21 protein-coding genes are annotated in these 23,831 nt (G+C 68.6%); 10 read left to right on the top strand and 11 right to left on the bottom strand.

Annotation, left to right across the window (positions count from 1 at the left end; genetic code table 11):
* Window positions 1–10 precede the first annotated feature (10 nt).
* A complete protein-coding gene (locus E0E30_RS11920) occupies window positions 11–1,792 on the bottom strand; it encodes an NAD(P)-binding protein (RefSeq protein WP_130866456.1) in 1,782 nt (593 codons plus the stop codon).
* Window positions 1,793–2,074: 282 nt separating this feature from the next.
* Here E0E30_RS11920 and E0E30_RS11915 point away from each other — a divergent pair, with 282 nt between their 5' ends.
* Complete coding sequence (locus tag E0E30_RS11915) at window positions 2,075–2,437, top strand: thiamine-binding protein (RefSeq protein ID WP_130866455.1); 363 nt, start codon at window positions 2,075–2,077, stop codon at window positions 2,435–2,437.
* Between the two features lie 687 nt (window positions 2,438–3,124).
* Here the strand turns inward: E0E30_RS11915 and E0E30_RS11910 are convergent.
* A complete protein-coding gene (locus tag E0E30_RS11910; RefSeq protein ID WP_210115892.1) occupies window positions 3,125–3,787 on the bottom strand; it encodes a FadR/GntR family transcriptional regulator in 663 nt (220 codons plus the stop codon).
* A 356-nt stretch (window positions 3,788–4,143) separates the two neighbouring features.
* Between E0E30_RS11910 and E0E30_RS11905 the strand changes: the two genes are divergently transcribed.
* From E0E30_RS11905 to E0E30_RS11890, 4 genes are all read left to right on the top strand, one after another.
* Window positions 4,144–5,832: an L-lactate permease gene (locus tag E0E30_RS11905; protein WP_130866453.1), complete on the top strand. Its 1,689-nt coding sequence runs from the start codon at window positions 4,144–4,146 to the stop codon at window positions 5,830–5,832.
* 87 nt (window positions 5,833–5,919) lie between these two features.
* A complete protein-coding gene (locus E0E30_RS11900; protein WP_130866452.1) occupies window positions 5,920–6,711 on the top strand; it encodes a (Fe-S)-binding protein in 792 nt (263 codons plus the stop codon).
* 2 nt (window positions 6,712–6,713) lie between these two features.
* Window positions 6,714–8,246: a LutB/LldF family L-lactate oxidation iron-sulfur protein gene (locus E0E30_RS11895; RefSeq protein ID WP_130866451.1), complete on the top strand. Its 1,533-nt coding sequence runs from the start codon at window positions 6,714–6,716 to the stop codon at window positions 8,244–8,246.
* Window positions 8,246–8,917: a LutC/YkgG family protein gene (locus E0E30_RS11890; RefSeq protein ID WP_130866450.1), complete on the top strand. Its 672-nt coding sequence runs from the start codon at window positions 8,246–8,248 to the stop codon at window positions 8,915–8,917. The genes E0E30_RS11895 and E0E30_RS11890 overlap by 1 nt, the downstream gene beginning before the upstream one ends.
* Before the next feature lie 235 nt (window positions 8,918–9,152).
* Here E0E30_RS11890 and cydC read toward each other — a convergent pair whose 3' ends face one another.
* From cydC to E0E30_RS11870, 4 genes are all read right to left on the bottom strand, one after another.
* Entirely contained in the window at window positions 9,153–10,772 is a 1,620-nt protein-coding gene (gene cydC / locus E0E30_RS11885) for a thiol reductant ABC exporter subunit CydC (protein ID WP_130866449.1), read from the bottom strand.
* Window positions 10,769–12,409: a thiol reductant ABC exporter subunit CydD gene (cydD, locus tag E0E30_RS11880; RefSeq protein WP_130866448.1), complete on the bottom strand. Its 1,641-nt coding sequence runs from the start codon at window positions 12,407–12,409 to the stop codon at window positions 10,769–10,771. The genes cydC and cydD overlap by 4 nt, the downstream gene beginning before the upstream one ends.
* 130 nt (window positions 12,410–12,539) lie before the next feature.
* Entirely contained in the window at window positions 12,540–13,607 is a 1,068-nt protein-coding gene (gene cydB, locus E0E30_RS11875; RefSeq protein ID WP_130866890.1) for a cytochrome d ubiquinol oxidase subunit II, read from the bottom strand.
* A 13-nt stretch (window positions 13,608–13,620) separates the two neighbouring features.
* On the bottom strand, window positions 13,621–15,135 hold the full coding sequence (locus E0E30_RS11870) for a cytochrome ubiquinol oxidase subunit I (protein ID WP_130866447.1): 1,515 nt from the start codon (window positions 15,133–15,135) through the stop codon (window positions 13,621–13,623).
* Window positions 15,136–15,346: 211 nt separating this feature from the next.
* On the opposite strand from E0E30_RS11870, the gene E0E30_RS11865 reads away from it, so the two are divergent.
* Entirely contained in the window at window positions 15,347–15,688 is a 342-nt protein-coding gene (locus tag E0E30_RS11865; RefSeq protein ID WP_130866446.1) for a BlaI/MecI/CopY family transcriptional regulator, read from the top strand.
* A 6-nt stretch (window positions 15,689–15,694) separates the two neighbouring features.
* Here the strand turns inward: E0E30_RS11865 and E0E30_RS11860 are convergent, their stop codons facing one another.
* Both E0E30_RS11860 and E0E30_RS11855 read right to left on the bottom strand, forming a co-directional pair.
* On the bottom strand, window positions 15,695–16,198 hold the full coding sequence (locus E0E30_RS11860) for a flavin reductase family protein (protein ID WP_130866445.1): 504 nt from the start codon (window positions 16,196–16,198) through the stop codon (window positions 15,695–15,697).
* A complete protein-coding gene (locus E0E30_RS11855; protein WP_130866444.1) occupies window positions 16,195–17,730 on the bottom strand; it encodes an APC family permease in 1,536 nt (511 codons plus the stop codon). The genes E0E30_RS11860 and E0E30_RS11855 overlap by 4 nt, the downstream gene beginning before the upstream one ends.
* Before the next feature lie 159 nt (window positions 17,731–17,889).
* On the opposite strand from E0E30_RS11855, the gene E0E30_RS11850 reads away from it, so the two are divergent.
* The 4 genes from E0E30_RS11850 (at window position 17,890) to E0E30_RS11835 (ending at window position 21,965) form a co-directional block, all read left to right on the top strand.
* Window positions 17,890–18,447, top strand: coding sequence for a hypothetical protein (locus E0E30_RS11850; protein WP_245306601.1), 558 nt, complete (start codon window positions 17,890–17,892; stop codon window positions 18,445–18,447).
* 96 nt (window positions 18,448–18,543) lie between these two features.
* The gene (locus tag E0E30_RS11845; RefSeq protein WP_130866443.1) at window positions 18,544–19,113 is read left to right on the top strand and encodes an NADPH-dependent FMN reductase; all 570 of its coding nucleotides are present in this window, start codon (window positions 18,544–18,546) and stop codon (window positions 19,111–19,113) included.
* A gap of 141 nt (window positions 19,114–19,254) precedes the next feature.
* The gene (locus E0E30_RS11840; protein WP_130866442.1) at window positions 19,255–20,436 is read left to right on the top strand and encodes an iron-containing alcohol dehydrogenase; all 1,182 of its coding nucleotides are present in this window, start codon (window positions 19,255–19,257) and stop codon (window positions 20,434–20,436) included.
* Window positions 20,437–20,663: 227 nt separating this feature from the next.
* Entirely contained in the window at window positions 20,664–21,965 is a 1,302-nt protein-coding gene (locus E0E30_RS11835) for an ISL3 family transposase (protein ID WP_130864997.1), read from the top strand.
* On the opposite strand, the gene E0E30_RS11830 is transcribed toward E0E30_RS11835, so the two are convergent.
* The 3 genes from E0E30_RS11830 to E0E30_RS11820 all read right to left on the bottom strand — a co-directional run bounded on the left by E0E30_RS11830 (window position 21,943) and on the right by E0E30_RS11820 (window position 23,757).
* A complete protein-coding gene (locus E0E30_RS11830) occupies window positions 21,943–22,203 on the bottom strand; it encodes a nitrilase-related carbon-nitrogen hydrolase (RefSeq protein ID WP_130864998.1) in 261 nt (86 codons plus the stop codon). The two genes, E0E30_RS11835 and E0E30_RS11830, sit on opposite strands and share 23 nt — an antisense overlap.
* Before the next feature lie 111 nt (window positions 22,204–22,314).
* A complete protein-coding gene (locus E0E30_RS11825) occupies window positions 22,315–22,824 on the bottom strand; it encodes a hypothetical protein (RefSeq protein ID WP_130864999.1) in 510 nt (169 codons plus the stop codon).
* Window positions 22,825–22,830: 6 nt separating this feature from the next.
* Window positions 22,831–23,757, bottom strand: a complete 927-nt coding sequence (locus E0E30_RS11820) for a hypothetical protein (protein ID WP_130865000.1) — start codon at window positions 23,755–23,757, stop codon at window positions 22,831–22,833.
* Window positions 23,758–23,831: the final 74 nt, after the last annotated feature.

Raw genomic sequence — 23,831 nt, 5'->3', positions numbered from 1 at the left:
GTCTCTTCGTTCAGTTCTGGACGGCGGGCTTGAACTTGGCCCGTGCGGAGCGGATGGGGCTCGGTTCAGGCCTCACGGCCCATCCCGGCGTGGGGTTGCCCGACCCGGGGATCGACTCGGCGAGGGTCTCCTCCGGGACCATCTGGATGGCGTGCACCGGGCACTGCTCGGCGCACGCGGCGCAGCCGGTGCACTTGTCGTAGTCGAACTCGTAGCGATGGCCCTTGCCGAGCTTGATGATGGCGTCCTCGGGGCAGGCCCCGTAGCAGCCGTCGCACTCGAAGCAGTTGCCGCAGCTGAGGCACCGTCCGGCCTCGAAGTGGGCCTGGCGCTCGGACAGGCCGCCGACGACCTCGTCGAACCCGATGCGCTGGGTGGGGTCGAGCTCGGGCTGGTGGCGGCGCTCGTGGTCGCCGAAGTACCACAGGTTGAGGTCGGAGAAGCCGACCGTGGTGTGCCGGGCGGCGGGGTACCCGGTCTGACGACGCAGGTAGAGGTCGATCTGGCGGGCGGCCCGCTTACCGTGTCCGACGCCGATGGTCACCGTGCGCTCGGAGGGGACGGTGTCGCCGCCGGCGAAGACCCCGGGCACGTCGGTCATGAGGGTCGAGGGGTTGACGTCGACGACGTCGTTGCGGAAGCGCATGCCCGGGATCTTGTGGAGGAAGCCGGTGTCGGCCTCCTGGCCGATGGCGAGGATGACGGTGTCGGCCTCGAGCTTCTCGAACCGGCCGGTGCCGTGCGGTCGGCCGTTCTCGTCGAGCTCCATGATCTCGACGGTGAGGTCGTTGCCGACCTCGGTGATGGTGCGCAGCCAGTTCATCTGGACGCCCTCGCGCTCGGCCTCCTCGCGCTCCTCGGCGTTGGCCGGCATCTGCTCGGCGGTGCGTCGGTAGACGACGATGGACTCCTCGGCCCCCAGCCGCTTGGCGACGCGGGCGGCGTCCATGGCGGTGTTGCCGCCACCGTAGACGGCGACCTTGCGGCCGATGATCGGCTTGCCGCCGGAGGACACGTCGTGGAGGAAGCTCACCGCGTCGACCATCCGGCCGGCGTCCATGGTGGGGATGTCGACGCGCTTGGACAGGTGGGCACCGATGGCGACGAAGACGGCGTCGAAACGGCCCTTGGCTCGCTCCTCGTCGAGGTCGAGGACCGGGTGGTTGAGGACGATCTTGATGCCCAGATCGACGAGGCGCTGCACCTCGGCGTCGAGGACCTCGCGGGGGAGGCGGTACTCGGGGATGCCGTAGCGCATCATGCCGCCGACGTGGTCGCCGGCGTCGTGGATCTCGACCTCGTGGCCGAGCATCGCCAGGTGGTAGGCCGCGGACAGTCCGGCGGGGCCGGCGCCGATGACGAGGACGCGGTGGCCGGACTTCTCGGTGGGCTTGTCGAACGACCAACCCTTCTCGATGGCCAGGTCGCCCAGGTAGCGCTCGACCGAGTGGATGGAGACGGCTCCGTCGAGGTCGGCCCGGTTGCAGGCCACCTCACAGGGGTGGTAGCAGACGCGACCCTCGGTGGCCGGGAAGGGGTTGTCGGAGGTGAGCTGGCGCCAGGCCTTCTCCTCCTCGTGAGCCTTGATGAGCCGCAGCCACTCCTGGATGTTCTCGCCGGCGGGGCAGCCCGCGTTGCACGGCGGCATCATGTCGAGGTAGAGGGGGCGGCGGCTGCGCACCGGGGAGACGCGGCCGGTCGTGTTGGACAGGTCGGGCCGCTCGGCGATGTCCTGGCGCTCCTTGATGAAGTAGCCCTCTTCTTCGGGGGCGATCGGGGTGTCCGTGCTCATGCCTGACTTCTCCCTGCTGGTCGAGTCACTGTCCTGGATGCGCGACGCTGCCCGACCGGACTGGGTGGGGCCGGGTCGGGACGTCAACTACAGCCGATAGTAGACCCATCTGGCAAGGCGTTCATCAGCGGGTGGACCGCGCGCAATTTCGTGCAGAGAGGGTTGCGAATTTTCATACGGCGAACGGACCGCCGGATGGCGGCGTCGGCGGGCCGATCCGTGGAGGAGTGGGCAGGAGGGCCCGGGGCTCCGCTGTGGGCCCGAGCGGGGCAGACTGGGGCCATGATCGTTGCCTTCAGTCTTGTCCCCAGTGGTGGTCGCGCCTCCCGGGAGGACGGTGGCGTGGCCGACGCCGTCGCCGCCGCCGTCCGGATCGTCCGTGAGTCCGGCCTGCCCAACCGCACCAACTCGATGTTCACCGAGATCGAGGGTTCCTGGGACGAGGTCATGGACGTCGTCAAGCGCGCCACCGAGGCGGTCGGGGAGTACGGGACCCGGGTGTCCCTGGTGCTCAAGGCCGACATCCGGCCCGGTCGGACCGGGGAGATGACGGCCAAGCTCGAGCGTCTCCAGGCGGAGCTCGACAAGGCGGAGCTGGACAAGGCGGGGCTGGACAAGGCGGGGCTGGACAAGCAGGAGGGCTGAGGCCAGGAGGGCGGGGGCGTCGTCGACGCGGCCGGACGGGCTGGGCGTCGGCGGGCAGGCTGCTCCGCTGCCGGGTTGACACCGTTTCCCTGCTGGGCCGGCACCCCGTTTCCCTGCTGGGCCGGCACTCTGCTCCGCTGCTGGGCCGGCACTCTGCTCCGCTGCTGGGCCGGCACTCTGCTCCGCTGCTGGGCCGACACCGTTTCGCTGCTGAGCCGGCATCGTTTCGCTGCTGGGCCGACCTTGCTCCGGAAGTGACCGGCCCGCCCGGCTGCCTCGTCACTGAGCGCCAGAAGATGCACGTTGCTCCCTGTATTTCAGGAGCAGGGTGGGTGTTCTGGCGCTTGGTGGGTTCGAGGGAGGGTGGGGTGGTGGCTTCGGGCGCAAGGTGCAGGTCATGGAGCAAGGTGGGTTCGGCGTCGGCCGGGTGGTGTTTGCCGGCCGGGTGGTGGTTTCGGGCGCGAGGTGCAGGTCATGGCGCAAAGTGGGTTCCGGACGCCGGGGCGATGGCGCCTTCCGGGGCGCAGTGACTCTCGGAGACCGGAGCCCCGAGCCGGCGGCCCTGGCCGGAGACCCTGAGCCGCTTGGCCCCGAGGCCGCAGACCCCCACTCCGAAGACCGTCCGACCGACCGCGCCTCGCGTGCGAGCCGCGGAACGATGCTCCGGGACGTGACGCGAACCCGGCGTCAACCCTGCCCGAGCAGCGTCGCGTAGGCCGAGCGGATGTGCGCCTCGGTCCGGGCCGCGGCGAGGTCCTCGTCCCCGGCTCGGACCGCCGCGAGCATGGCCACGTGATCGGCGACGAGGACGTCGCGGAACCCGGCCCAGTCGGCCAGGGCGTGCTCGGCCTTGCGGATCGGCGTGTGGACGGCCCGGCGGATCGCCACGGTGAGGTCGCTCATGAGGTGGTTGTCGCCGGCCTCGGCCAGGGCGACGTGGAAGGCGGTGTCGAGTTCGTTGAAGGGGTCGGGTGCGGCGACGTCGTGCATCCGTCCGAGGGTGGCCTCGGCCCGCTGCAGTGCCTCCTCGTGCTGGATCCTCGCCGCCGACGCGACGGCTGCCTTCTCCAGGGCGACGCGGGTCTCGGTGAGATCGGCGAAGGACACCATGTCGAGGGCGAGCTGGAGCCGCAGGATGTGGCCGATGGCGTTGGACGGCGTCGACTCGACACGGGTGCCATTGCCGCGCCCGGTCTCCGAGACGAGGATCCCCTGGGCCTGGAGCACACGGATCGCCTCGCGCACCGCCCCTCGACTCACCCCGAGCTGGGTGGCCAGCTCGCGCTCGGGTGGCAGGCGCTGCCCGTTCGTCAACCTGCCGGAGAGGATCTCGGCGTCGATGTGGCTCAGGGCGACGCCGAATCCGCCGAGACGGGCGGGGTCGGGGGTCTCGCGGGCTTCGTCGCTCATCGTGGGTCCTTGGTCGACGGGGTTTGAGCCATTGTCGCCCCGAGCCACCCTCGAGCGCACACCGGGCCCGGGAACGCGCACGGGGCGGCCTCACGGACGGCGTCGGCGCCTCGGCCACCACGACTCGCGCGACACGCCGAAGAATATTGGGTCGGACCAAGTTCTTGACGCCGTCCGGCACCTGACTTACTGTGATCCCATTGGTCGGACCAAAACTGCAGGCGTCCATGTGCGACGGCTGTCGGTGGCGGCGTGACCTCCCCCACATTGACAACTGATGGAACGACGGAGTCCCAATGGTTCTGCTCGAGGCCTTCCGGCCTGACACCAACCCCCTGGGCCACCAGTGGCTGTCCGCCCTGGTCGCACTGCTACCCATCCTCGCCATGCTCATCACCCTCGGCGCCCTGCGGTGGAAGGCCCACTGGGCGGGCATCTTCTCCTGGGCGGTGGCCCTCGTGGTCGCCATCACGGCGTTCAAGATGCCCGTCCTCATGGCTCTGTCGACGAGCGTCCAGGGCTTCCTCTACGGTCTGTTCCCCATCGTCTGGATCCTCCTGTCGGCGATCTGGATGTACCAGGTGACCGTCATCTCGGGTCGCTTCGACGACCTGCGGCGCACCTTCTTCCTCATCAGCGACGACCCGCGCGTCCTGGGCATCCTCATCGCCTTCTGCTTCGGCGGACTGCTCGAGGCCCTGGCCGGGTTCGGCGCCCCGGTCGCCATCGCCGCGGCCATGCTCATCGCCATCGGCTTCGGCAAGCTTCGCGGAGCCGTCACCGCCCTCGTCGCCAACACCGTCCCGGTGGCCTTCGGTGCCGTCGGTCTGCCGGTGCTCATGGCCGCCAAGACCTCCGGCCTGGGCGTCCTCGACGTCGCCCCGATCACCGCACGGGTGTGTGGTGTGCTCTGCCTCGTCGTGCCCTTCCTCATGCTGGCGATCATGGACGGTCGCAAGGGCGTCAAGGAGTGCTGGCCGTTCGGTCTCTTCGTCGGCGTCGTCTTCGGCGTCACCAAGGTCATCGTCGGCGGAACCGCCGTCTACAACCTCACCGAGATCTTCGCCGCCGTCGTCAGCGTCGTCCTGGCCATGGCCTTCCTCAAGGTGTGGAAGCCCAAGGGTGGACGCGAGGCGGCCCAGCGCATCGGCATCCCCATGGACGAGTCCATCGAGACCGAGCCCGTCGTCGCCGAGGCACCCAACACCTCCGGTCTCACCGGCGGACGCATCGTCATGGCCCTCGTGCCGTACATCCTCGTCATCGCCGTCTTCTCGATCGCGGCCGTCCCGGCGGTCAAGGCGACCCTGGCCAAGGCCGACGTCAAGATGGCCTGGCCCGGTCTGGCCAGCCTGCTCAGCGCCTCCGGCAAGCCGGCGAGCCACCAGTTCTACACCTGGCCCTGGCTGTCCCAGCCCGGATTCCTCCTGGCCATCGTCGCCATCGCGGTGGGCCTCATCTACAAGGTGCCCTTCGGCGACATCCTCAAGGAGCTGTGGGTCAACGCCAAGAAGATGAAGTTCTCCGCCCTGACGATCGGCATGGTCGTCGCCCTGGCCTACGTCATGGGTGACTCGGGCCAGACCCTCGCCCTCGGCCTCTTCATCGCCGGTGCCGGCGCCGTCTACCCGTTCCTGGCACCCGTGCTCGGCTGGATCGGCACCTACGTCACCGGGTCGGACACCTCTGCCAACATCCTCTTCTCGCAGTTGCAGGCCAGCGTCGGTGACCAGATCGGCGCCGGGTCCCATCTGGGTGTCGAGGGGGTCAAGCACCTGCTCGTGGGCGCCGGGGCGGCCGGCGGCGTCGTCGGCAAGATGATCTCGCCGCAGTCCCTCACCGTCGCGGCCACGGCCATCGGCCTGGCCGGGGGCGAGTCGGTCATCCTGCGCAAGGTCTTCGGCTACTCGCTCATCCTCCTCGTCCTCATGTGCATCGTCGTCGGCCTCATGTCCACCCCCGTCCTCGGCTGGATGGTGCCCTGACCTGCGGCGAACCGATCGCCCCGGTCGATCCCGCACCGCCCACCCGATTACCATCGGCCCCAACCCATGCACCAGGAGGTGCCATCCATGACCACCACGACCACTCCACAGGCCAGCCGCCCCGTCGGCCGACCGGGCGAGGGGCTCACCGTCGCACTGTTCATCACGTGCATCAACGACGTCATGTTCCCCCAGACCGGCAAGGCCGTCGTCTCCCTGCTCGAGAGGCTCGGCTGCACCGTCGAGTTCCCGCGCGAGCAGACCTGCTGCGCCCAGATCACGACGAACACCGGCTACTTCGACGAGTCGGTGCCGACCGTGCGACAGTACGTCAAGGCCTTCGGTGACTACGACTACATCGTGTCCCCCTCGGGCTCCTGCACGGCCGCCGTCCGCGACCAGCACCCCATGCTCGCCAAGCACTCCGGCGACACCGGACTGGCCCGCGAGGTCGAGCACACGAGCAAGCGCACCTTCGACGTCCCCGAGTTCCTCGTCGACGTCCTGGGGGTGACCGACGTCGGCGCCTACTTCCCGCACACCGTCACGTACCACCCGTCGTGCCACGGACGACGCTTCCTGCGCCTGGGTGACAAGCCCTACGAGCTCCTGCGCAATGTGCGCGGGATGACCCTCGTCGACCTGCCCAATGACGACCAGTGCTGCGGTTTCGGCGGCACCTTCAGCGTGAAGAACTCCGACACGAGCGCCGCGATGGCCGCCGACAAGGCCCGTCACGTCCGCGAGACCGGGGCCGAGTACGTCGTCGCAGGCGACAACTCGTGTCTGTTGAACATCGGCGGGGTGCTGTCCCGCCAGAACTCCGGGGTCAAGGCCATCCACCTGGCCGAGATCCTGGCGAGCACGGAGGAGGACTGACCATGGGTACCGAACTGCGTCTGGTCACCGAGGGCAACCACGGCGTCGCCCGGCTCACCCCGGCCCCCGACCATCCCGGGACCTTCCTGGGCATGCCGAAGTTCTCCAAGGCCGCCAGGACCGAGCTGGAGATCGGCGTGCAGCGCAAGAACATGCGCAACGCCACGACGACGATCCGCAACAAGCGCGCCCTGCGCGTCTCCGAGTCACCCGACTGGGAGGACCTGCGGGTCGCGGCCAAGTCCATCAAGGACCGCGTCGGACGCCACCTCGACCACTACCTGCTCGAGGCCGAGAAGAACCTCGAGGCCAACGGGGTCCACGTCCACTGGGCTCGCAACGCCGAGGAGGCCAACCGGATCGTCGCCCAGGTGGCCAAGGACAAGGGGGTCGACGAGGTCGTCAAGATCAAGTCGATCACCACCCAGGAGACCGACCTCAACGAGTACCTCGAGGAGCAGGGGATCGCCGCCTGGGAGACCGACCTGGCCGAGCTCATCGTCCAGCTCGGACACGACCGGCCCTCCCACATCGTCGTGCCGGCCATCCACCGCAACCGCTCCCAGGTGCGCGAGATCTTCCTGCGCGAGATGAAGAACTACGGGCGTCCGGCCCCCGAGGACATCTCGGACAACCCGCCCGAGCTCACCAATGCCGCCCGGCTGCACCTGCGCGAGAAGTTCCTGCGTGCCGAGATGGGCGTCTCGGGTGGCAACTTCGTCGTCGCCGAGACGGGCTCGCTCGTCATCGTCGAGTCCGAGGGCAACGGCCGCATGTGCCTCACCCTGCCCGACACGCTGGTGTCGATCGTCGGCATCGAGAAGGTGCTGCCGACCTTCGACGACCTCGAGGTCTTCCTCAAGTTGCTGCCGCGCTCGGCCACCGGTGAGCGGATGAACCCCTACAACTCGGTGTGGAGCGGCGTCACCGAGGGGGACGGACCACAGGAGCAGCACGTCATCTTCATGGACAACGGCCGCACCGACGTCCTGGCCGACGAGCTCGGACGCGAGGTGCTGCGCTGCATCCGGTGTGCCTCGTGCCTCAACATCTGCCCGGTCTACGAGCGCACCGGCGGTCACGCCTACGGCTCGGTGTACCCCGGGCCCATCGGTGCCGCGCTCAACCCGCAGCTGCGTGGCGTGGACGACCCGGTCGACCGCGGCCTGCCGTATGCCTGCTCGCTGTGCGGGGCGTGCAACGACGTCTGCCCGGTGAAGATCCCCTTCACCGACATCCTCGTCCACCTGCGCAACCGGGTCGTCGTCGCCGAGAAGGCCGACAAGGTGCCGCAGGACCACGAGGTGGCCGCAGAGATGGCGCTCATGAAGACCGCCGCCTGGGTCATGGGCGATGCCAAGCACTTCGAGACGGTGCAGAAGGGCTCGCAGCTCGCCGGCAAGGTCATGCGCGGCAAGTCGCTGGGGCCGATCCCGGTGCCGGTCGCCGAGCGCTGGCTCAAGTACCGCGACGTCGAGGGGATTCCGGCCCAGAGCTTCCGGACCTGGTGGAAGAAGAATCGGGAGGACCACTGATGTTCGACGACACCGCAGCGCGCGAGGAGATCCTCGGCCGGATCCGCCGCGCCAGCGCTGACATCACCGAGAGCGACCCCGCGGTCGACGTGCCGATCACCTGGACCTACGGCGGCGGTATCGACATGGACGACGTCGTGGGTACCTTCGTCGAGAAGGTGCGCGACTACAACTGCACCGTGGTGCGGGTGTCGGCCGCTGGCGTGCCCCAGGCGATCGTCGAGGGCCTCAAGGCGACGGGGGCCGAGTCGTCGGTCGTCGTGCCCAAGGGGCTCGACGAGTCGTGGCGCAGGGCCATCGCCGATGCCGGCCTCGAGGTGCGGGTCGACGACCCGGCCCTCACCAAGGAGACCCTCAACCAGACCGACGCCGTCGTCACCGCCTCGGCCTGCGGGGTGGCCGACACCGGCACCATCGTCCTGACCCACCTGGACGACCAGGGTCGCCGGGCCATCTCCCTGGTGCCCGACCGTCATGTGTGCGTGGTGACCGCCAGCTCGGTGGTGTCGGACGTGCCGCAGGCGGTCCAGCTCGTCAAGCCGGCGGTCCGTGACCGCCACCCGCTCACGTGGATCTCGGGCGGGTCGGCCACCAGCGACATCGAGTTGTCGAGGGTGAACGGCGTGCACGGGCCGCGTCAGCTGCACGTCATCATCGTCGACGACCGCTGAGGCCCTCGTCCGTTCATGGTGCCCGCCCGGGATCCCCGGGCGGGCACCTGGCGTTGTCGGGGTCGAGGCCTCGGGGCGGTGGGTCGGCGCCCCGAGGCGCTTGCGGCTGTGCCCCGAGGCGCCGAGGGTCGGGGGTCTCCGGCTCCCCATGTCAGGAAAGTGCCGTGAGGGAGGAGATGTTCCCCTCCAGGGGAACATTCTCGCGCTGGGGGGAAATTCCTGACGCCGCCTCCGGCTACCCGACCTGCCAGACCCGGTCGCACCGGGCCATGACGAGCGGATCATGGGTGATGACGACCTTCGCCGCCCCAGTCGTCGTGGCCCACAGGTCGTCCATGAGGGCCTCGGAGGTCTCGACGTCGAGGTGCTCGGTGGGTTCGTCGAGGATGAGGAGGTCGGCGCTCCCGACCCGGCCGGCCTCGTGCTGCACGAGCACCCGGGCCAGGGCCAGGCGCTGTGCCTCACCGCCCGAGAGGGTGGCCCCGTCCTCCCCGACGACCCGGTCGGGCGGCACGTCCAGCCCCGCCCTCAGCAGGGCCGCGAGCACCTCGGCGTCGGTGGCGTCCCGCGCCCCGATCCGCACGTTCTCGGAGATCGTCGTGGCGAAGACATGCGCGTTCTGGGCCAGGTAGCGCACCCGACCCCGGGTGTGCACCTGACCTGCCATCGGCGGCACCAGACCCATGATCGTCGCCGCGATGGTCGTCTTGCCGATCCCCGAGCGCCCGACGATCGCCACCGACTCGCCGGCCCGGACGTGCAGGTCGACCCCGGCGAGCACGGGCTCGTGTCCGGGCCAGCCGACCGACAGGTCCACGAGGTCCAGAGCGGGGGAGTCGTCGCTCGCCGCGGCGGTCGGCGAGTCCCCGACGCCGACGAGGGGTTCGTCGAGGACCTCCACCACCCGGTCGAGGGCCGCCCTGGCCCGGGTGAAGACCTGCGCCGCAGAGGTGAAGCTCCCGAAGACCTCGTGGAGGGCCAGCGGGGTGAGGACCAGCACCGCGAGGATCCGTCCGCCCAGGCGGCCATCGGCGACCGCCTGACCGCCGATGAGCAGCGCCCCGACGACGGCCACCCCGGCGGCGAGGATCTGCCCGGCGGTTCCCAGACCGCGCATCCAGGCGGCGCGGCGCTCGGCCTCGCGCAGGCGCGAGTCGACCTCGAGCACCCGTCCCAGGGCAGCCCGGTCGGCGCCCAGGGCGACGAGGTCGGGGGCCGCGTGGGCCAGCTCCCGGGTACGGTCGGCCAGGTCACCACGCAGCGGGACGACGAGCTCGTCGGCGCGGCGTGAGGCGAGCCTGGTGAGCCAGGGGATGACGACCCCGGCCAGCACCGCCGACCCCAGCAACACCGCCGCCGAGGCGGGCGAGAACCGACCCAGCAACACCGTCGTCCCCACGATGACGAGGGAGGCGGCGCAGGCCGGGACGAGCACCCGGACGACGACGTCGAGCACCGCCTCGACGTCCGCGGTGACGCGGACGAGGAGGTCGCCGCGACGTCGCCCCAACAGCGTGGTGCGCGAGAGACGGTCGTAGCTGCGCATCCGCAGCGCCCCCTGCATCCGCAGGGCCAGGTCGTGACCGACGAGCCGCTCGGCATAGCGGAACACACCTCGGGAGATGCCGAAGAACCGCACCCCGACGGCGGCGGCCTCCAGGTAGAGCACAGGCGGCATCTCAGCGGCCCGCGAGAGCAGCCACGCCGAAACCCCCATGAGGGCCACCGAGGCCCCTGAGGCACACGCCGCCAGCAGGACCGACAGGGTCAGCAGCCAGCGGCCACGCGGCACGTCGCGCAGGAGCTGGCCGACGAGGCGGGTCGCCGACCCGACCGGGCGGGACGAGGTCGTCATGCGCTCACCCCCGTCAAGGTGACGACGGCGTCCGCCGCGGCGAGCACCTGCGGCCGGTGGCTCACCACGAGCACCGAAGCCCCGGTCGCGCGGACGGTGTCCAGGACCTTCTGTTCGGTGTCGGCGTCCAGCCCCGCCGTGGGTTCGTCGAGGACGAGGAGCCCGGCCCCGCCGAGTTCGACCCGCGCCAGGGCCCGGGCCAGGGCGACTCGGCGTCGCTCCCCGGCCGACAGTCCCTCGGCGTCGTCGTCCACCCGGTCCTCCAGAGCCAGGCCGGCGGCCCCGCACCGGTCGAGCAGGTCGCGGACCTGCCGGTCGTCGGCCTCGGACCACCCGAGCCGGACGTTGTCGGCGACGGTGCCGCGCAGCAGCCCGGGCACCTGCGGGACGTACGCGAGCCGCTCGCGCCAGGTGCGCCACGTCGCGGGAGAGGCCCCGACCAGCTCGACGTCGCCGACCCGCACGGACCCCGAATCGGGCTCGAGGAACCCCAGCAGACAGTCGATGGCCGTCGTCTTGCCGCCGCCGGAGTGCCCGGCCAGGGCGACGAGACGTCCCGGATCGATGCGCAGGTCGAGGCCGCGCAGGGCCGGGGAGTCGGTGCCGGGATAGGTGAAGGTCAGCCCGGACAGGACGACGGCGGCGTGCCTCGGGGAGGGCACCTCCTCGGCTTCGCTCCGGGGCATCTCCTCGGACCCGATGATCGCGAAGGCCTGCTCGGCGGCGGCCATGCCGTCGGCGGCGTCGTGGTAGAGAGCCCCCACCTGGCGGACCGGCAGGTACACCTCGGGGGCGAGGATGAGGATGAACAGCGACGTGTGAAGATCCATCCCGCCGGCGGCGACCCGGAAGCCGACGGTCACCGCGACGAGGGCCACCGACAGGGTCGCCAGGAGCTCGAGGACGAAGCTCGAGAGGAACGAGATGCGCAGGGTCGCCATCGTCCCGGCCCGGGAGGCCCCCTCGGTACGACGCAGACCCTCGAGCTGGGCGCGGGCCCGACCGAAGACCTGGAGGGTGGGCAGCCCGGTCATGAGGTCGGCGAAGTGGTTCGCCAGCCGGGTCTGCACCTTCCAGCGCTTGGCGACGGCCGCCTCGGTGCGCCATCCGATGAGGGCCATGAAGAGGGGGATGAGGGGGATCGTCACGACGATGATGACGACGCTGGTGAGGTCTTCCAGGCCGATGACGGCGGCCAGGACGATCGGGACGATCGCGGCCAGGACGAGTTGGGGCAGGTACTTGGAGTAGTAGCCGTCGAGGGCGTCGAGGCCCTGGGTGACCAGGGTGATGAGCGTGCTCGACGGCGTCGACGCGTCGGTGGGACGCGACAGCCGGGCCGACAGGACATCGCGGCGCAGCTGCGACTTCACCGACGCCGCCGCCCGGTGAGCCAGGGACTCCTGGGCCCAGGCGAGCAGTGCGCGTCCGGCGAAGACCGCGGTGAGCAGGGCCGCCGCGCGGGCCAGCCCGTCAAGTCGGTGGCTGGCGAAGACCGCGGAGATGGAGGAGGCCAGCAACCAGGCCTGGGCGAGGATGAGCAGGGCGGTGAGGACCCCGACGACGCACAGGCCGATGAGGAAGGGCAGGGTCGCACGGGCCCGACGCACCAGACGCGGATCGAGGGGTGCTGCCATCGTCGTCCTTTCCGTGGGCGGCCGTCGGGGCACGTCCGCAGCGAGAATACGTCGGGGCCTCGCGGCCCGCGCGGGTGTGACGCGGCCCCCGGCGCACTGGGCGTTCCGGGGGCCGCGAGGGTTCAGGCGGTCACGCGGTGGCGGACTCGTCGGGGATGGACGCCCGGGACAGGCGCTTGTGGAACACCCAGTAGCTCCAGGCCTGGTAGGCCAGGACGATCGGCACGAAGATGCAGGCGCTGATCGTCATGATCTTGAGGGTGTAGGGGGTCGACGAGGCGATCCACATGTCGAAGTCGATGCCCGAGGGGCGGAACCCGATGTTGACCCACATCTTGACGAAGGTCGTCACGATGAGCACCGCGATGGCCAGGCCATTGAGGATGAAGGCCAGACCGTCGCGTCCACCCTTCTGCAGGAGGGCGCTCAGGGCCACGAGAGCGACGGCGAGGAGGCCGAGGATCCACGTGAGGACGCTGCGGATGCCTCCGGGGGCGTACATGAGGTTGAGCATGAGGGCCCAGACGAGCATGAGCGCCGCCGCGACCCACCCGAGGGTGGTGGCGAGCTTGCCGGAGCGCTCGTGGATGTCACCGGTCGTCTTGAGGGAGACGAAACCGGCTCCGTGGGCGCAGAAGAGGGCGACGAAGAGCAGGCCGCTGACGAGGGCGAAGGGGGTGAAGAGCCCCCAGAAGCTCGTCGTCACCAGCGGGGCGACGCCGCCGTCGGGGGTCGGGTGCGGGCCGACCGCCAGGCCGCGGACGAAGTTGCCGAAGCCGACGCCCAGGACGAGGGTCGGTAGGAAGGAGCCGATCGTCGCCATCCAGTCGAAGGCATGACGCCAGGTGCTCGACGGGTTCTTCGAGCGGTACTCGAAGGCGACGCCGCGCACGATGAGGCCCAGCAGGACGAGCAGCAGGGGCAGGTAGAGACCGGAGAACATCGTCGCGTACCACCCGGGGAAGGCTGCGAAGGTGGCGCCACCGGCGGTGAGCAGCCACACCTCGTTGCCGTCCCAGGTCGGGCCGATGGTGTTGACCATGACACGGCGGTCCTTGTCGTCCTTGCCGAGGACGGGCAGCAGCATGGCGACGCCGAAGTCGAATCCCTCGAGGAAGAAGAATCCGATCCACAGCACCGCGACGAGGATGAACCACACCGGTGTCAGCGCGGAGTGCGCGACCAGAACGGGAAACACTGTGCTCAACTCCTCAGTATGCGAAGGACAAGGGGGCATCCTCGTCCGTGGTCGGTGCGGCAGGGGTGACGTCGGGCAGCCCGGCACGCATGTACTTCATGAACAGGCTCAGCTCGACGACGGCCAGGGCGCCGTAGACGGCGGTGTAGACGATGGTCGAGAAGAGCACCGAACCGGCCGAGACCCCGGGGGAGACGGCTGCGGTCGTCGGCAGGACGCCGGCGACGATCCACGGCTGACGGCCCATCTCGCTGAAGATCCACCCGAACGAGTTGGCCAGCAGCGGGGCGAAGGGCAGGAGGAAGGTGCAGATGTCGAGGAGTTTCGTGCGGCCCGGGTTGCGGCCACCGCGGACCCACACGAGCAGGACGATGCCGGCCGCGATGGCGATCATCCCGAGGGTGATCATGATCCGGAAGGTCCAGTAGGAGACCGGCACGTTCGGCGTGAGCTTGATGCCGTTGGCGGCGACCTTCTTGCGCAGGACCGTCTGGTACGAGGACTGCAGGGTCGTCTGCGAGCCGTCGCGGCGGGTGTACGTGTACTCGGTGAGGTTGACGTTCTTGAGCTCGTTGATGCCCTTGATGTCGGCGCCCCACGTGCCGGTCCCGAGGAATCCGAGCATGCCGGGGATCTTGATCGCCTTGATCTCCTGGGTGCCGTCCATGTTGCCGATGGTGAGGATGGAGAAGTCCGAGGTGGTGTCGAAGGCTCCCTCGGCGGCGGCCATCTTCATCGGCTGGGCGTCGGTCATGACCTTGCCCTGGTAGTCGCCGGAGAGGAAGATGCCCAGGCCGGCGACGATGAGCACCCAGGCGCCGAACTTCGTCGCCCAGCGCCAGGCGTGGACGTCCTCGACCTCGTGGGCGTCCGGGATGTCGGTGACCTTGCGTCCCCGGGCGACCTTCGACAGGTGCCAGAAGGCGATGGCGGCGATGAGCCCGCCCGCGGTCATGTACGAGGCGGACATCTGGTGCAGGAAGGTGGCCTTGAACACCGGGTTGGTGAGGACGGCCCCGAAATCGGTGAGTTCGGCACGTCCCGTCGTCGGGTTGTACGTCGCACCCACCGGGTTCTGCATCCACGAGTTGGCCGCTAGGATGAAGACTGCGGAGATCATCGTGCCGAAGGCGGCGAGATAGATCGTGGCCAGGTGCACACCCTTGGACAGCTTGTCCCAGCCGAAGATCCACAGGCCGATGAAGGTCGACTCGAGGAAGAACGCGAGCAGGGCCTCGAGGGCCAGGGGGGCGCCGAAGATGTCGCCGACGAATCGCGAGTACTCCGACCAGTTCATGCCGAACTGGAACTCCTGCACGATGCCGGTGACGACGCCCAGGGCGAAGTTGATGAGGAAGAGCTTGCCGTAGAACTTGGTGAGTCTGAGGTACCTGTCACGGCCGGTCTTGAACCACACCGTCTGCATCACAGCGACGAGCATCGACAGGGCGATGGTGATCGGGACGAAGAAGAAGTGGTAGACCGTCGTGATCCCGAATTGCCATCGGGCGATCAGTTCTTGGTCCATGGTCGGCAACCTACTACGACTGCGCGTAGGAGTCCATGCGACACCGTGCGCAAGATTCTAGTTGGCGCCCTGTGGTGGCGATGAGGCGGGGTCGGGTTCCAGGGGTGGGCTCCGTGCCGTGCCTCGGGGTGAGGGTGTGGCTGGACCCGATGGGGTGCGCTGGGACCGACCCCCTACTACGTGACGTCGTAGGGTGGGTACACTTCATGCCATGGCCGTCCTGGGAGATCTCGAGCACCGCATCATGGAGGTGCTGTGGTCCTCGCCCGACGACATGTCCGTCCGTGACGTCCACGAGGTGCTCGTGCGCGACGGCAAGATCGCCTACACGACGGTCATGACGGTGCTCGACCGGCTCACCAAGAAGCACGTGGTGCGACGCCGTCAGGAACAGCGGGCCTGGCTCTACCGTCCCGCCAGCACCAAGGCGCGTTTCCTCGCCGGCGAGATGCTCCAGGTGCTCGACGAGGCCGGCCGGGACCGTCCCGCAGTGCTCACCGCCCTCGCGACGCTCCTCACACCCGAGGAGCGGGACGCCGTCCGTTCGGGCTGAGCAGTATCACCGAACCTCGTAGTGGCCCCGCACATGGTGCAGGGGTCCGACGTCGTCGCCCACCTCGACCGCGTCGATCCTGGCGAGCACCTCGTCCATCCACCCGATCCGACGGACGGACTCGACCGTGGCGCCCGCCCAGGTGCGCCCGACCAGCCGTGGCCCGAAGTCCGAGTCGGCCCAGTCCCCGCGGCTGAACGGACCGCCCAGGGCGGGGAGCTCACCGGAGAAGGTGTCGGCGAGGTTCTCGTCCGGTCCGCACAGGAGGTTGACCGAGACCCGGCCGGTCGCCGCGACGGCGTCGGCCAGGTCGGAGTCGGGGTTGACCAGGCCGAGGATGGACCATGGCTCGCCGGCGGCGACCATCATCGACGAGATCGTCAGTCCTGCCGCGTCGTCCCCGAGGGTTCCGGAGGTCCAGATCGTCACCCGACCGCCGAGTCGGCCGCGCAGCCGACGTCCGGGCCGATCGACGGGGTCGGCGAAGGGGTCGGTGTCGTGGATCGTCATGCCGTGGTCGTCCCGCCGTCGGCGAGTGGGGCGTCGTCGGCCTTGGTGCGACGCAGTCCGGCGCCCCGCCAGTACCCGACGAGGGCGAGCGCGACGATGAAGCCGATCGTCCCCAGGGTGAGGGTCTCGAAGGCGGCGTACGGCACCCCCTGGGCCTGCGACAGGTCGTGCGGCAATCCGAGAGCGGCCTCCAGGGTGCCGGGGAAGATGCTCACCCATGACCCGAAGGCGACGAAGGCCGTCGTCAGCACGCACATCCCGACGAAGACCCAGTTCGGACCCGGGACCCGGAAGGGTCGCTCGACGTCGGGTTCGGACAGCCGCAGCTTGGCGGCGGCCGGGATGATGAGCAGGTAGCTGAAGAGGTAGGTCGTGATGGCCACCCCGAGGACGACGTTGAAGAGATCGGCGCTGGAGCCGGTGAGCTGCATGGCGGCGAGCATGAAGGCCGTCGAGACGATGCCCGACAGCAGGTTGACGTGCACCGGGGTGCCGAGGGTTCGGTGGAACTTGCCGAAGAACCCGCCGAAGAAGGAGCCGTCGGCCGCGGCCATGGCCTGCATGCGGTCCGACATGATCATCCACGCGGCTCCCTGTCCGATGTTGGCCAGGGTGAACAGTGCCACGGCGAGCACCATCATGACGTGCGACGCCGGCCCGTAGACGCTGAAGACCGTGTCGACGGCCTTGAGGAGGCCGGAGACGCCGTCGATGGACGAGGGCGGCAGGACGAGGATGATCGTGAGGACCGGGATGAGGTAGAAGACGCCGGCCATCGCCGAGGATCGCAAGACGGACACCGACACGTCATGCTGGGCGTTCTTCATCTCGCCCGAGGCGCTCGAGCCGGACTCGAACCCGAGGAAGGCGAAGAGCAGCAGCGGGATGAGGGTGATGAATCCTTCCAGGGTCGGTGAGAAACTGCCCGCGGCCAGGGGTTGGACGCCGTGCTCGACGGCGTAGGCGATGGCCGTGCCGATGAAGACGGCCAGGAAGGTGATCTTGAAGAAGGCGCCGACCGTGGGGATCCACTTGGCGCGGGACAGCGAGAGGATCGCCGCGAGCACCGTCAGCCAGATGAAGACGAGCTTGAAGATGTAGTCGGCGGCCGATCCGGGGGAGAAGGGGATGAGATGGTCGCGCGCCGCCTCGGCATTGAGGAAGGACATCGACCCACCGACCCACACCGGCTGGGTGATCCACGTGAAGGCCGAGGCGATGGCCGCCGCCGGCCGTCCGAAGGCCCGTCGGGTCCACAGGTACACCCCGCCCTCGCCCACGAAGGCCGACCCTGTCTCGGCGAAGATGAGGGAGTAGGGGATGAGGAAGACGATGATGAGGAAGACCAGCCAGGTGAAGGTCTGAGGACCCTCCGCGGAGACCGATCCGAGCATTTCGAGCCCGACGACGGCACTGACGATGAGGAAGACGATGTCGAACCTGTTGAGCGTTCGATGGAGGACCTTCGTCTGGTCCTGGGCCATCTGGGTGTCGGTGCTGGAGGTGACCTCGCGGGTCCTGACCTCGGCCATGGGTCTCTTTCTGTGGTGTCGAACCGTGGCTGGGGGCCGGCCGCGGCGGTGTCCTGATGACCCTGTGACCCTACCGTGCCGCCCTGTGGAACGGTGCGTCGTGGACGCCCGCGCGCGGAGCCGATCGGGGCATTTGCTCGCGTCGGGAAGGATGGTCCCGTGAGACGGGGGAACGCACGACGATGGTGGATCGGGGTCACCGTCGCCCTCGTCGTCCTGCTGGCCGTCGAGATCCCCTTGGCCGTCGGGGTCCTGCACCCTCGGATCGACGACGTTCCCGCCGGCGTCGACGCCGTCTACGCCATCGGGCCGGCCGACGACCACATGGCCCAGGCGCGGGCTCTCATGAAGCAGACCGGGGCATCGACCCTCGTCGTCACCATCAGCGTCGACCCGAGAACCGGGACGCAGTACCGCAAGGACTTCTGTGACCCCTCGCCCGACTGGAAGGTCATCTGCCTGGTACCCGACCCGTACACGACCCGCGGGGAGGCCTCGACCCTGCGTCGACTGGTTGCGACGTACGGATGGCGTCACGTCGTCGTCCTCACCGACAAGCCCCACGTCACGCGCACCCGATTGTGGATGGACAAGTGCGTCCCGGTACCGGTGACGGTGGTGGCGGCCTCGGCGGGCGCTGCCGGCGGTGCCGGGCTCGTCGGCGTCCTCTACCAGTCGGCCGGGTGGGTGGCCGGTCAGGTGCAGGGGTGCCCGTGAGGCACGGGCCGCCATCGGTCGTGGTCGCGGCGGGGCCGGACCTCGTGATAGACAGGTGACGTATCAACTGTTGAACAGTCATATGAAGGATCGACCATGACCACCACCCCTCGCATCGGCATCATCCTCGCCTCCACTCGGCCCGGTCGCGTCGGCGACCAGGTCGCCCGGTGGGTGTTGGAGAACGCCCGGACCCGCACCGACGCGACCTTCGAGATCGTCGACCTGGCCGAGCAGAACCTGCCGCTGTTCGACGAGTCGCTGCCCCCGGCGATGGGCCAGTACCGCAATGAGCACACCAAGCGGTGGGCGGAGGTTGTCTCCGGCTTCGACGGCTTCGTCATCGTCACCCCTGAGTACAACCACAGCATCCCGGCGGCCCTCAAGAACGCCCTCGACTACCTGCATGCCGAGTGGAACAACAAGGCCGTCGGCTTCGTGTCGTACGGTGCCAACGGTGGGGTGCGCTGCGTCGAGCACCTGCGAGTCGTCGTCGCCAACCTCAAGCTGGCTGACGTCGCCCCGACCGTCGCGATCAACTTCGCCACCGACTTCGAGAACATGACGACCTTCACGCCGCACGACTACCTCGTCACCGGGCTCCGGGCGACCCTCGACGCCGTCATCGCGTGGACCAACGCCCTGGCCCCGCTGCGCCAGGCCTGAGCGCCTGTCCGGTGGGTCGGGCCTGAGCACGTGCCCGGTGGGTCGGGAATGAACGGGCGACGCCCCGCCGTCTGCCCCACCTGACGTGGCCGGCTCGGTGGCGGGACAATGGGCGGGCGAGTTCGAGCCCGAGGAGTCGTCATGGAGTTCACCTTCACCACCGCCGGTCGCGTCGTCTTCGGCCCGGGGACCGTCGCCCAGCTGCCGGACCTGGCTGCTGGCTTCGGACCCCGGATCGTCGTCGTCACCGGCCGGCACGGAGCAGACCTGCCGGTCATCGAGGCCCTGGGGGCCGAGCGCCTCCACGTCATCGCCCCCGGCGAACCCACGGTTCCGCAGGTCGAGGAGGCGTTGGAGAAGGCGCGGCAACTGCGACCCGACGTCGTCGTCGCCCTGGGTGGGGGAGCGGCCATCGACACGGCCAAGGCGATCGGCATCATGCTCGGCAACGACGGCCCTGATGACACGGTGCCCGACCGCACCGCGCCCGAGCACACGGTGCTCGACCACCTCGAGGTCGTCGGAAGAGGCGTGCCGCTGGCGCCCCGGTCGGTGCCCGTCATCGCCTGCCCGACGACGTCGGGAGCGGGGGCCGAGGTCACGGCGAACGCGCCGATCATCTCTCCCGAGCACCACTACAAGGCCTCCTTGCGCTCCCCGGCGATGATGCCGGCGATCGCTCTCGTCGATCCGGAGCTCACCGTCGGGTGCCCGAGATCGGTGACGGCGTCGTCCGGGTTCGACGCCCTCACCCAGAACATCGAGCCCTACGTCTCGCACCGGGCCAACCCCCTCACCGACCAGCTGTCGACCGAGGGGATGCGGCGGGCGGCGTCGGGGCTGCGGCGTGCCTGGACCGACGGGTCAGACCTCGAGGCGCGCACCGACATGAGCCTGTGCTCGCTGCTGGGCGGTATGAGCCTGGTCAATGCGAAGCTCGGAGCCGCTCATGGGTTGGCGGCTCCCCTCGGTGGTCTGCTCGGTGCCGCCCATGGCACGATTTGCGCCGCGGTGCTGGCCGCGTCGATGCGGGTCAATGTCGAGTCGATGCGTCGACGAGACCCCGACAATCCCGCGCTGGCGAGGTATGACGAGATCGGGCGGGTCCTCACGGGGGACGGCGGCGCGACGGCCATGGACGGCGTCGAATGGGTGAGTGCGCTCACCGCCGTCCTCGAGGTGCCGGGTCTGGATGCACTCGGCCTACGGTCCGATGCGGTCGACGACCTGGCTGACGCTGCAGCGGGGGCGTCGTCGATGAAGGGGAACCCCATCGTCCTCACCCACGACGAGATCTTGCGGATCATCGAGCTGTCGATGTGACAAGGCAACTCCCCGTCGCCAGCATTCTGAATGCGCCGGTCATTCGCCCCTGATGGCGGACAGGGACCCGTGCTGTCCGCCACCGTGACCGTTGCCGGCTCTTCCCAGACGAGGGTGTAGGTGCCGTGTTCACCTGAGCGGGCCGGGGTGGGTGTGTCGCTGCCGGGATAGGCGTCGAGGTCTTCCGAGGATGGAAGTTCTCACACAGCCATCCGAAAGACCTCGACGTGTTCGATGCTACCTTCAGCGACCCCGACCTGACCACCGTCACCGGCCTGGATGACCTGGGCCTACAAGCAGTCGGTCAGTGTTTGTTTCCGCACAAGGCAGTGCTGGCCTGCCGCGTCGTCGCCGATGACCGCTGGTGCCGACGGTGCGGTTGCGAAGGGCGCGTGCGCGACTGCGCGGTGCGGGAACTGGCCCATGCTCCGCTGGGATGGCGCCCGACGATTCTGCAGGTCCGGCTGCGTCGCTACCGCTGCACTGGCTGCGGGCACGTGTGGCGCCAAGACATCAACGCCGCGGCAGCGCCACGGTGCAAGCTCACCAAGACAGCTCTGGCCTGGGCGCTCGAAGGACTCGTGGTGGCACACCTGTCGATGAGTCGCGTAGCGCAAGCGCTCGGGGTGGCGTGGGGCACCGCCAACACCGCCGTCCTGGACGAAGGACGCAGGCGCCTGATCAGCGATAACACCCGTTTCGATGGCGTCAAGGTGCTCGGCGTGGACGAACACGTCTGGCGTCACACTCGCCGCGGGGACAAGTACGTGACCGTCATCATCGACCTCACCGGTGTGCGGGATGGGACCGGTTCTGCGCGGCTGTTGGACATGATTGAAGGGCGTTCCAAGGCCGCCTTCAAGACGTGGCTCGCCAGCCGCGACGAGGCGTGGCGGGAACAGGTCGAGGTCGTCGCGATGGATGGGTTCACCGGGTTCAAGACGGCCGTGGTCGAGGAGATCCCGCACGTCACGGCCGTGATGGATCCCTTCCACGTGATCCACCTGGCCGCCGACGCCTTGGACGAATGCCGACAACGCGCTCAGCAGGACATCTTCGGCCGACGGGGCCGCGCCGGTGACCCGCTGTACAGGGCCCGACGCACTCTGCACACCGGCGCCGACCTGCTCACCGACCGCCAGAAGGTCCGGCTGGCTGACTTGTTCGCCGATGAGCGTCATGTCGCGGTCGAGGTCACCTGGAGCGTCTACCAGCGCATGATCGCCGCCTACCGCGACCCCGACCGCACTGCCGGGAAGGCCACCATGAGCGCGCTGATCGCCTCCGTGGCCCGTGGTGTTCCGGCCGGTCTTGCCGAGGTCGCTCGACTGGGCCGGACGCTGAACAAGCGCGCCGCGGACGTGCTGGCCTACTTCGACCGTCCCAGCACGTCCAACGGCCCAACCGAGGCCATCAACGGACGACTCGAGCACCTACGCGGCATCGCGTTGGGCTTCCGCAACCTCACCCACTACATCGCCCGCAGCCTCCTCGAGACCGGCGGCTTCAAGCAGCAACTACACCGTTGATTGGGAAGAGCCCCTTCGGCTTTGATGACAAACGGGTGTCCAGGCTGGAACGAGCTAGCACCGTGCCCTGGGGGTCGACGATCATCGAATGCCCGCAGAACGCCTCGAGCTGCTTGTCCGTTGCGACAGCAAACACCCGGTTCTCTTGGCTGCCGGCCACTCGATCAATACTGACGACGCAAGGTCGCGTTGTTGGGACAGCGTCACGAGCGCGGCGGCCCCGCAAGACCAGGTTCATGAACACCTCATCGGGACACAGAGCCCGGCCCGGGCCCAGGAGATCGTCAGGAGCGTCGAGAGAGCTGCGCCGCGCGAAGCCTGCAACAAGGGCTCCATTCTTGCGCGAAACCTATTGGCGTTTCATCGCGATGCGCTCATACGCCCGTCGGAGCCGTTTGAGGCACATCATGATCACGATTAGGAAGTGTGTACCTGCGGCGATGGCGACGCCTGTCCATGTCGTGCGGAGCACGCCTCGGTCCATCCACTCGCCTGCGCCCATGACCACGAGGTAGAGCGTGAGCGCCAGGCCCCAGACGATAGCCCACAACGTGTTGGCCATGCACTCGTCGACCAAACGGAAATCAGTCTCTGTTAACCGCTTGTCCTGGCTCAGCGTCGTGCGGAGCTGGAAGAGGAAGATCGACATCGAGAACAGCAGACCGGCCACGATTGAGACACCGGCGACCGGCCCGCCGACATCCTTCAACGTCGCACCCCTGACCCCAGATACGACGCCGAGCATGACCGGCACCAGCGTCTGGGCAATCCACGCTCGACAGTCGGGTTTGTTGGTCCTGGAGTCGTAAAGCGTACGGAAATGGTCAGCGGGGACTCGCCACAGCGATGACTTTCCCATGCTGCATCACTCCCTCGGCCGATTGCTCCAGATTGGATTCCACTGGCCGCCCTGCCGTTCAAGAAGCCTCGACACGCGATCAGTGCAGCGGCTGATAAGTTCGTTGTCGGGCAGCGGCGGGTCCCCGGCAGCGGACAGCAACTCGCGGATGGCGGGGCCAGACTCATCGCCGAGAAGGAACTTCCTTGAGCGGCCCCCCTGCTGCATCGTCACATAGACCTCGTGCGAAGGGTCGAGGTCCTGCACGGAGACTATCTGCTTGAGAACATCCTGATCAGTGAGTCGCCCAAGGAGCCGACGCGGGAAGAACTTCAGTCCACGCTCAGGCCGTGCGAGGTACGAAACACGTCCGACCTTCACGTCAGGGCCGTCGGCCACGTCCACGCTCTTGCCAGTCGTGCGCACCTCCACCTCTGTCAGGTTCGCCAATTCCAGCCAGCTCTCTGCCTCGACGGCCTTGCTCGTGACCAAGGTGACGGTGTCCATTGTCGTCGAGAAGTGGTGCTTGAACATCGCCATGATTCGACCACCCGCGGACCCCCTCGAAGATTCCTCAGCCAAGAAATACGCGCGTTCGCCAACCAGAGGAACGAACAACAACGCGCGGTTTGAGCCGACCGGGGCTTCGTCGTCGGTGATCGTGTGGACGACCGTGCCGGTCTTGATGTCTCGCACCTCACCGGGCTCGCCATACGATCCGACACGAAGATCGAGGAACTCGACACGAGCTCCTACTCGGATGACAGATTCCACACGCACGTAGGTCTGCTGCTTGGCGAACGACTGATCCTCCTCGGGAATGGCGGTGACCCAGTCGTGAAACACCTCAAGGAGATCCGCGCCGTCGAGGTCTGAGGGCGCCCGAGTCTCACCGTTGTGAACCCGCGCCTGGTGGAAGGTCATCTCCGTGACCGTGAGGACTCGTCGGCCCATGGCTGCTCCTAGATCAAGGTACTACCTCCATCATCGCCCAGCCCACTGAAAAAGTCGCGAAGGCCAGATGACAC

It is taken from the genome of Acidipropionibacterium timonense, assembly GCF_900605005.1.
GTDB classification, from domain to species: Bacteria; Actinomycetota; Actinomycetes; order Propionibacteriales; family Propionibacteriaceae; genus Cutibacterium; species Cutibacterium timonense.
The sequence above is the reverse complement of the archived record's forward strand: the minus strand, read 5'-3'. Positions and strand labels throughout refer to the sequence as shown.

Coding starts and splice junctions, on each gene's coding strand:
- E0E30_RS11865 (WP_130866446.1), top strand. CDS start 15,347: ATGGCCGTCCTGGGAGATCTCGAGCACCGCATCATGGAGGTGCTGTGG.
- E0E30_RS11845 (WP_130866443.1), top strand. CDS start 18,544: ATGACCACCACCCCTCGCATCGGCATCATCCTCGCCTCCACTCGGCCC.
- E0E30_RS11905 (WP_130866453.1), top strand. CDS start 4,144: ATGGTTCTGCTCGAGGCCTTCCGGCCTGACACCAACCCCCTGGGCCAC.
- E0E30_RS11860 (WP_130866445.1), bottom strand. CDS start 16,198: ATGACGATCCACGACACCGACCCCTTCGCCGACCCCGTCGATCGGCCC.
- E0E30_RS11900 (WP_130866452.1), top strand. CDS start 5,920: ATGACCACCACGACCACTCCACAGGCCAGCCGCCCCGTCGGCCGACCG.
- cydD (WP_130866448.1), bottom strand. CDS start 12,409: ATGGCAGCACCCCTCGATCCGCGTCTGGTGCGTCGGGCCCGTGCGACC.
- E0E30_RS11840 (WP_130866442.1), top strand. CDS start 19,255: ATGGAGTTCACCTTCACCACCGCCGGTCGCGTCGTCTTCGGCCCGGGG.
- E0E30_RS11895 (WP_130866451.1), top strand. CDS start 6,714: ATGGGTACCGAACTGCGTCTGGTCACCGAGGGCAACCACGGCGTCGCC.
- E0E30_RS11915 (WP_130866455.1), top strand. CDS start 2,075: ATGATCGTTGCCTTCAGTCTTGTCCCCAGTGGTGGTCGCGCCTCCCGG.
- E0E30_RS11855 (WP_130866444.1), bottom strand. CDS start 17,730: ATGGCCGAGGTCAGGACCCGCGAGGTCACCTCCAGCACCGACACCCAG.
- E0E30_RS11870 (WP_130866447.1), bottom strand. CDS start 15,135: ATGGACCAAGAACTGATCGCCCGATGGCAATTCGGGATCACGACGGTC.
- E0E30_RS11830 (WP_130864998.1), bottom strand. CDS start 22,203: ATGAACCTGGTCTTGCGGGGCCGCCGCGCTCGTGACGCTGTCCCAACA.
- cydC (WP_130866449.1), bottom strand. CDS start 10,772: ATGACGACCTCGTCCCGCCCGGTCGGGTCGGCGACCCGCCTCGTCGGC.
- E0E30_RS11920 (WP_130866456.1), bottom strand. CDS start 1,792: ATGAGCACGGACACCCCGATCGCCCCCGAAGAAGAGGGCTACTTCATC.
- E0E30_RS11820 (WP_130865000.1), bottom strand. CDS start 23,757: ATGGGCCGACGAGTCCTCACGGTCACGGAGATGACCTTCCACCAGGCG.
- E0E30_RS11890 (WP_130866450.1), top strand. CDS start 8,246: ATGTTCGACGACACCGCAGCGCGCGAGGAGATCCTCGGCCGGATCCGC.
- E0E30_RS11825 (WP_130864999.1), bottom strand. CDS start 22,824: ATGGGAAAGTCATCGCTGTGGCGAGTCCCCGCTGACCATTTCCGTACG.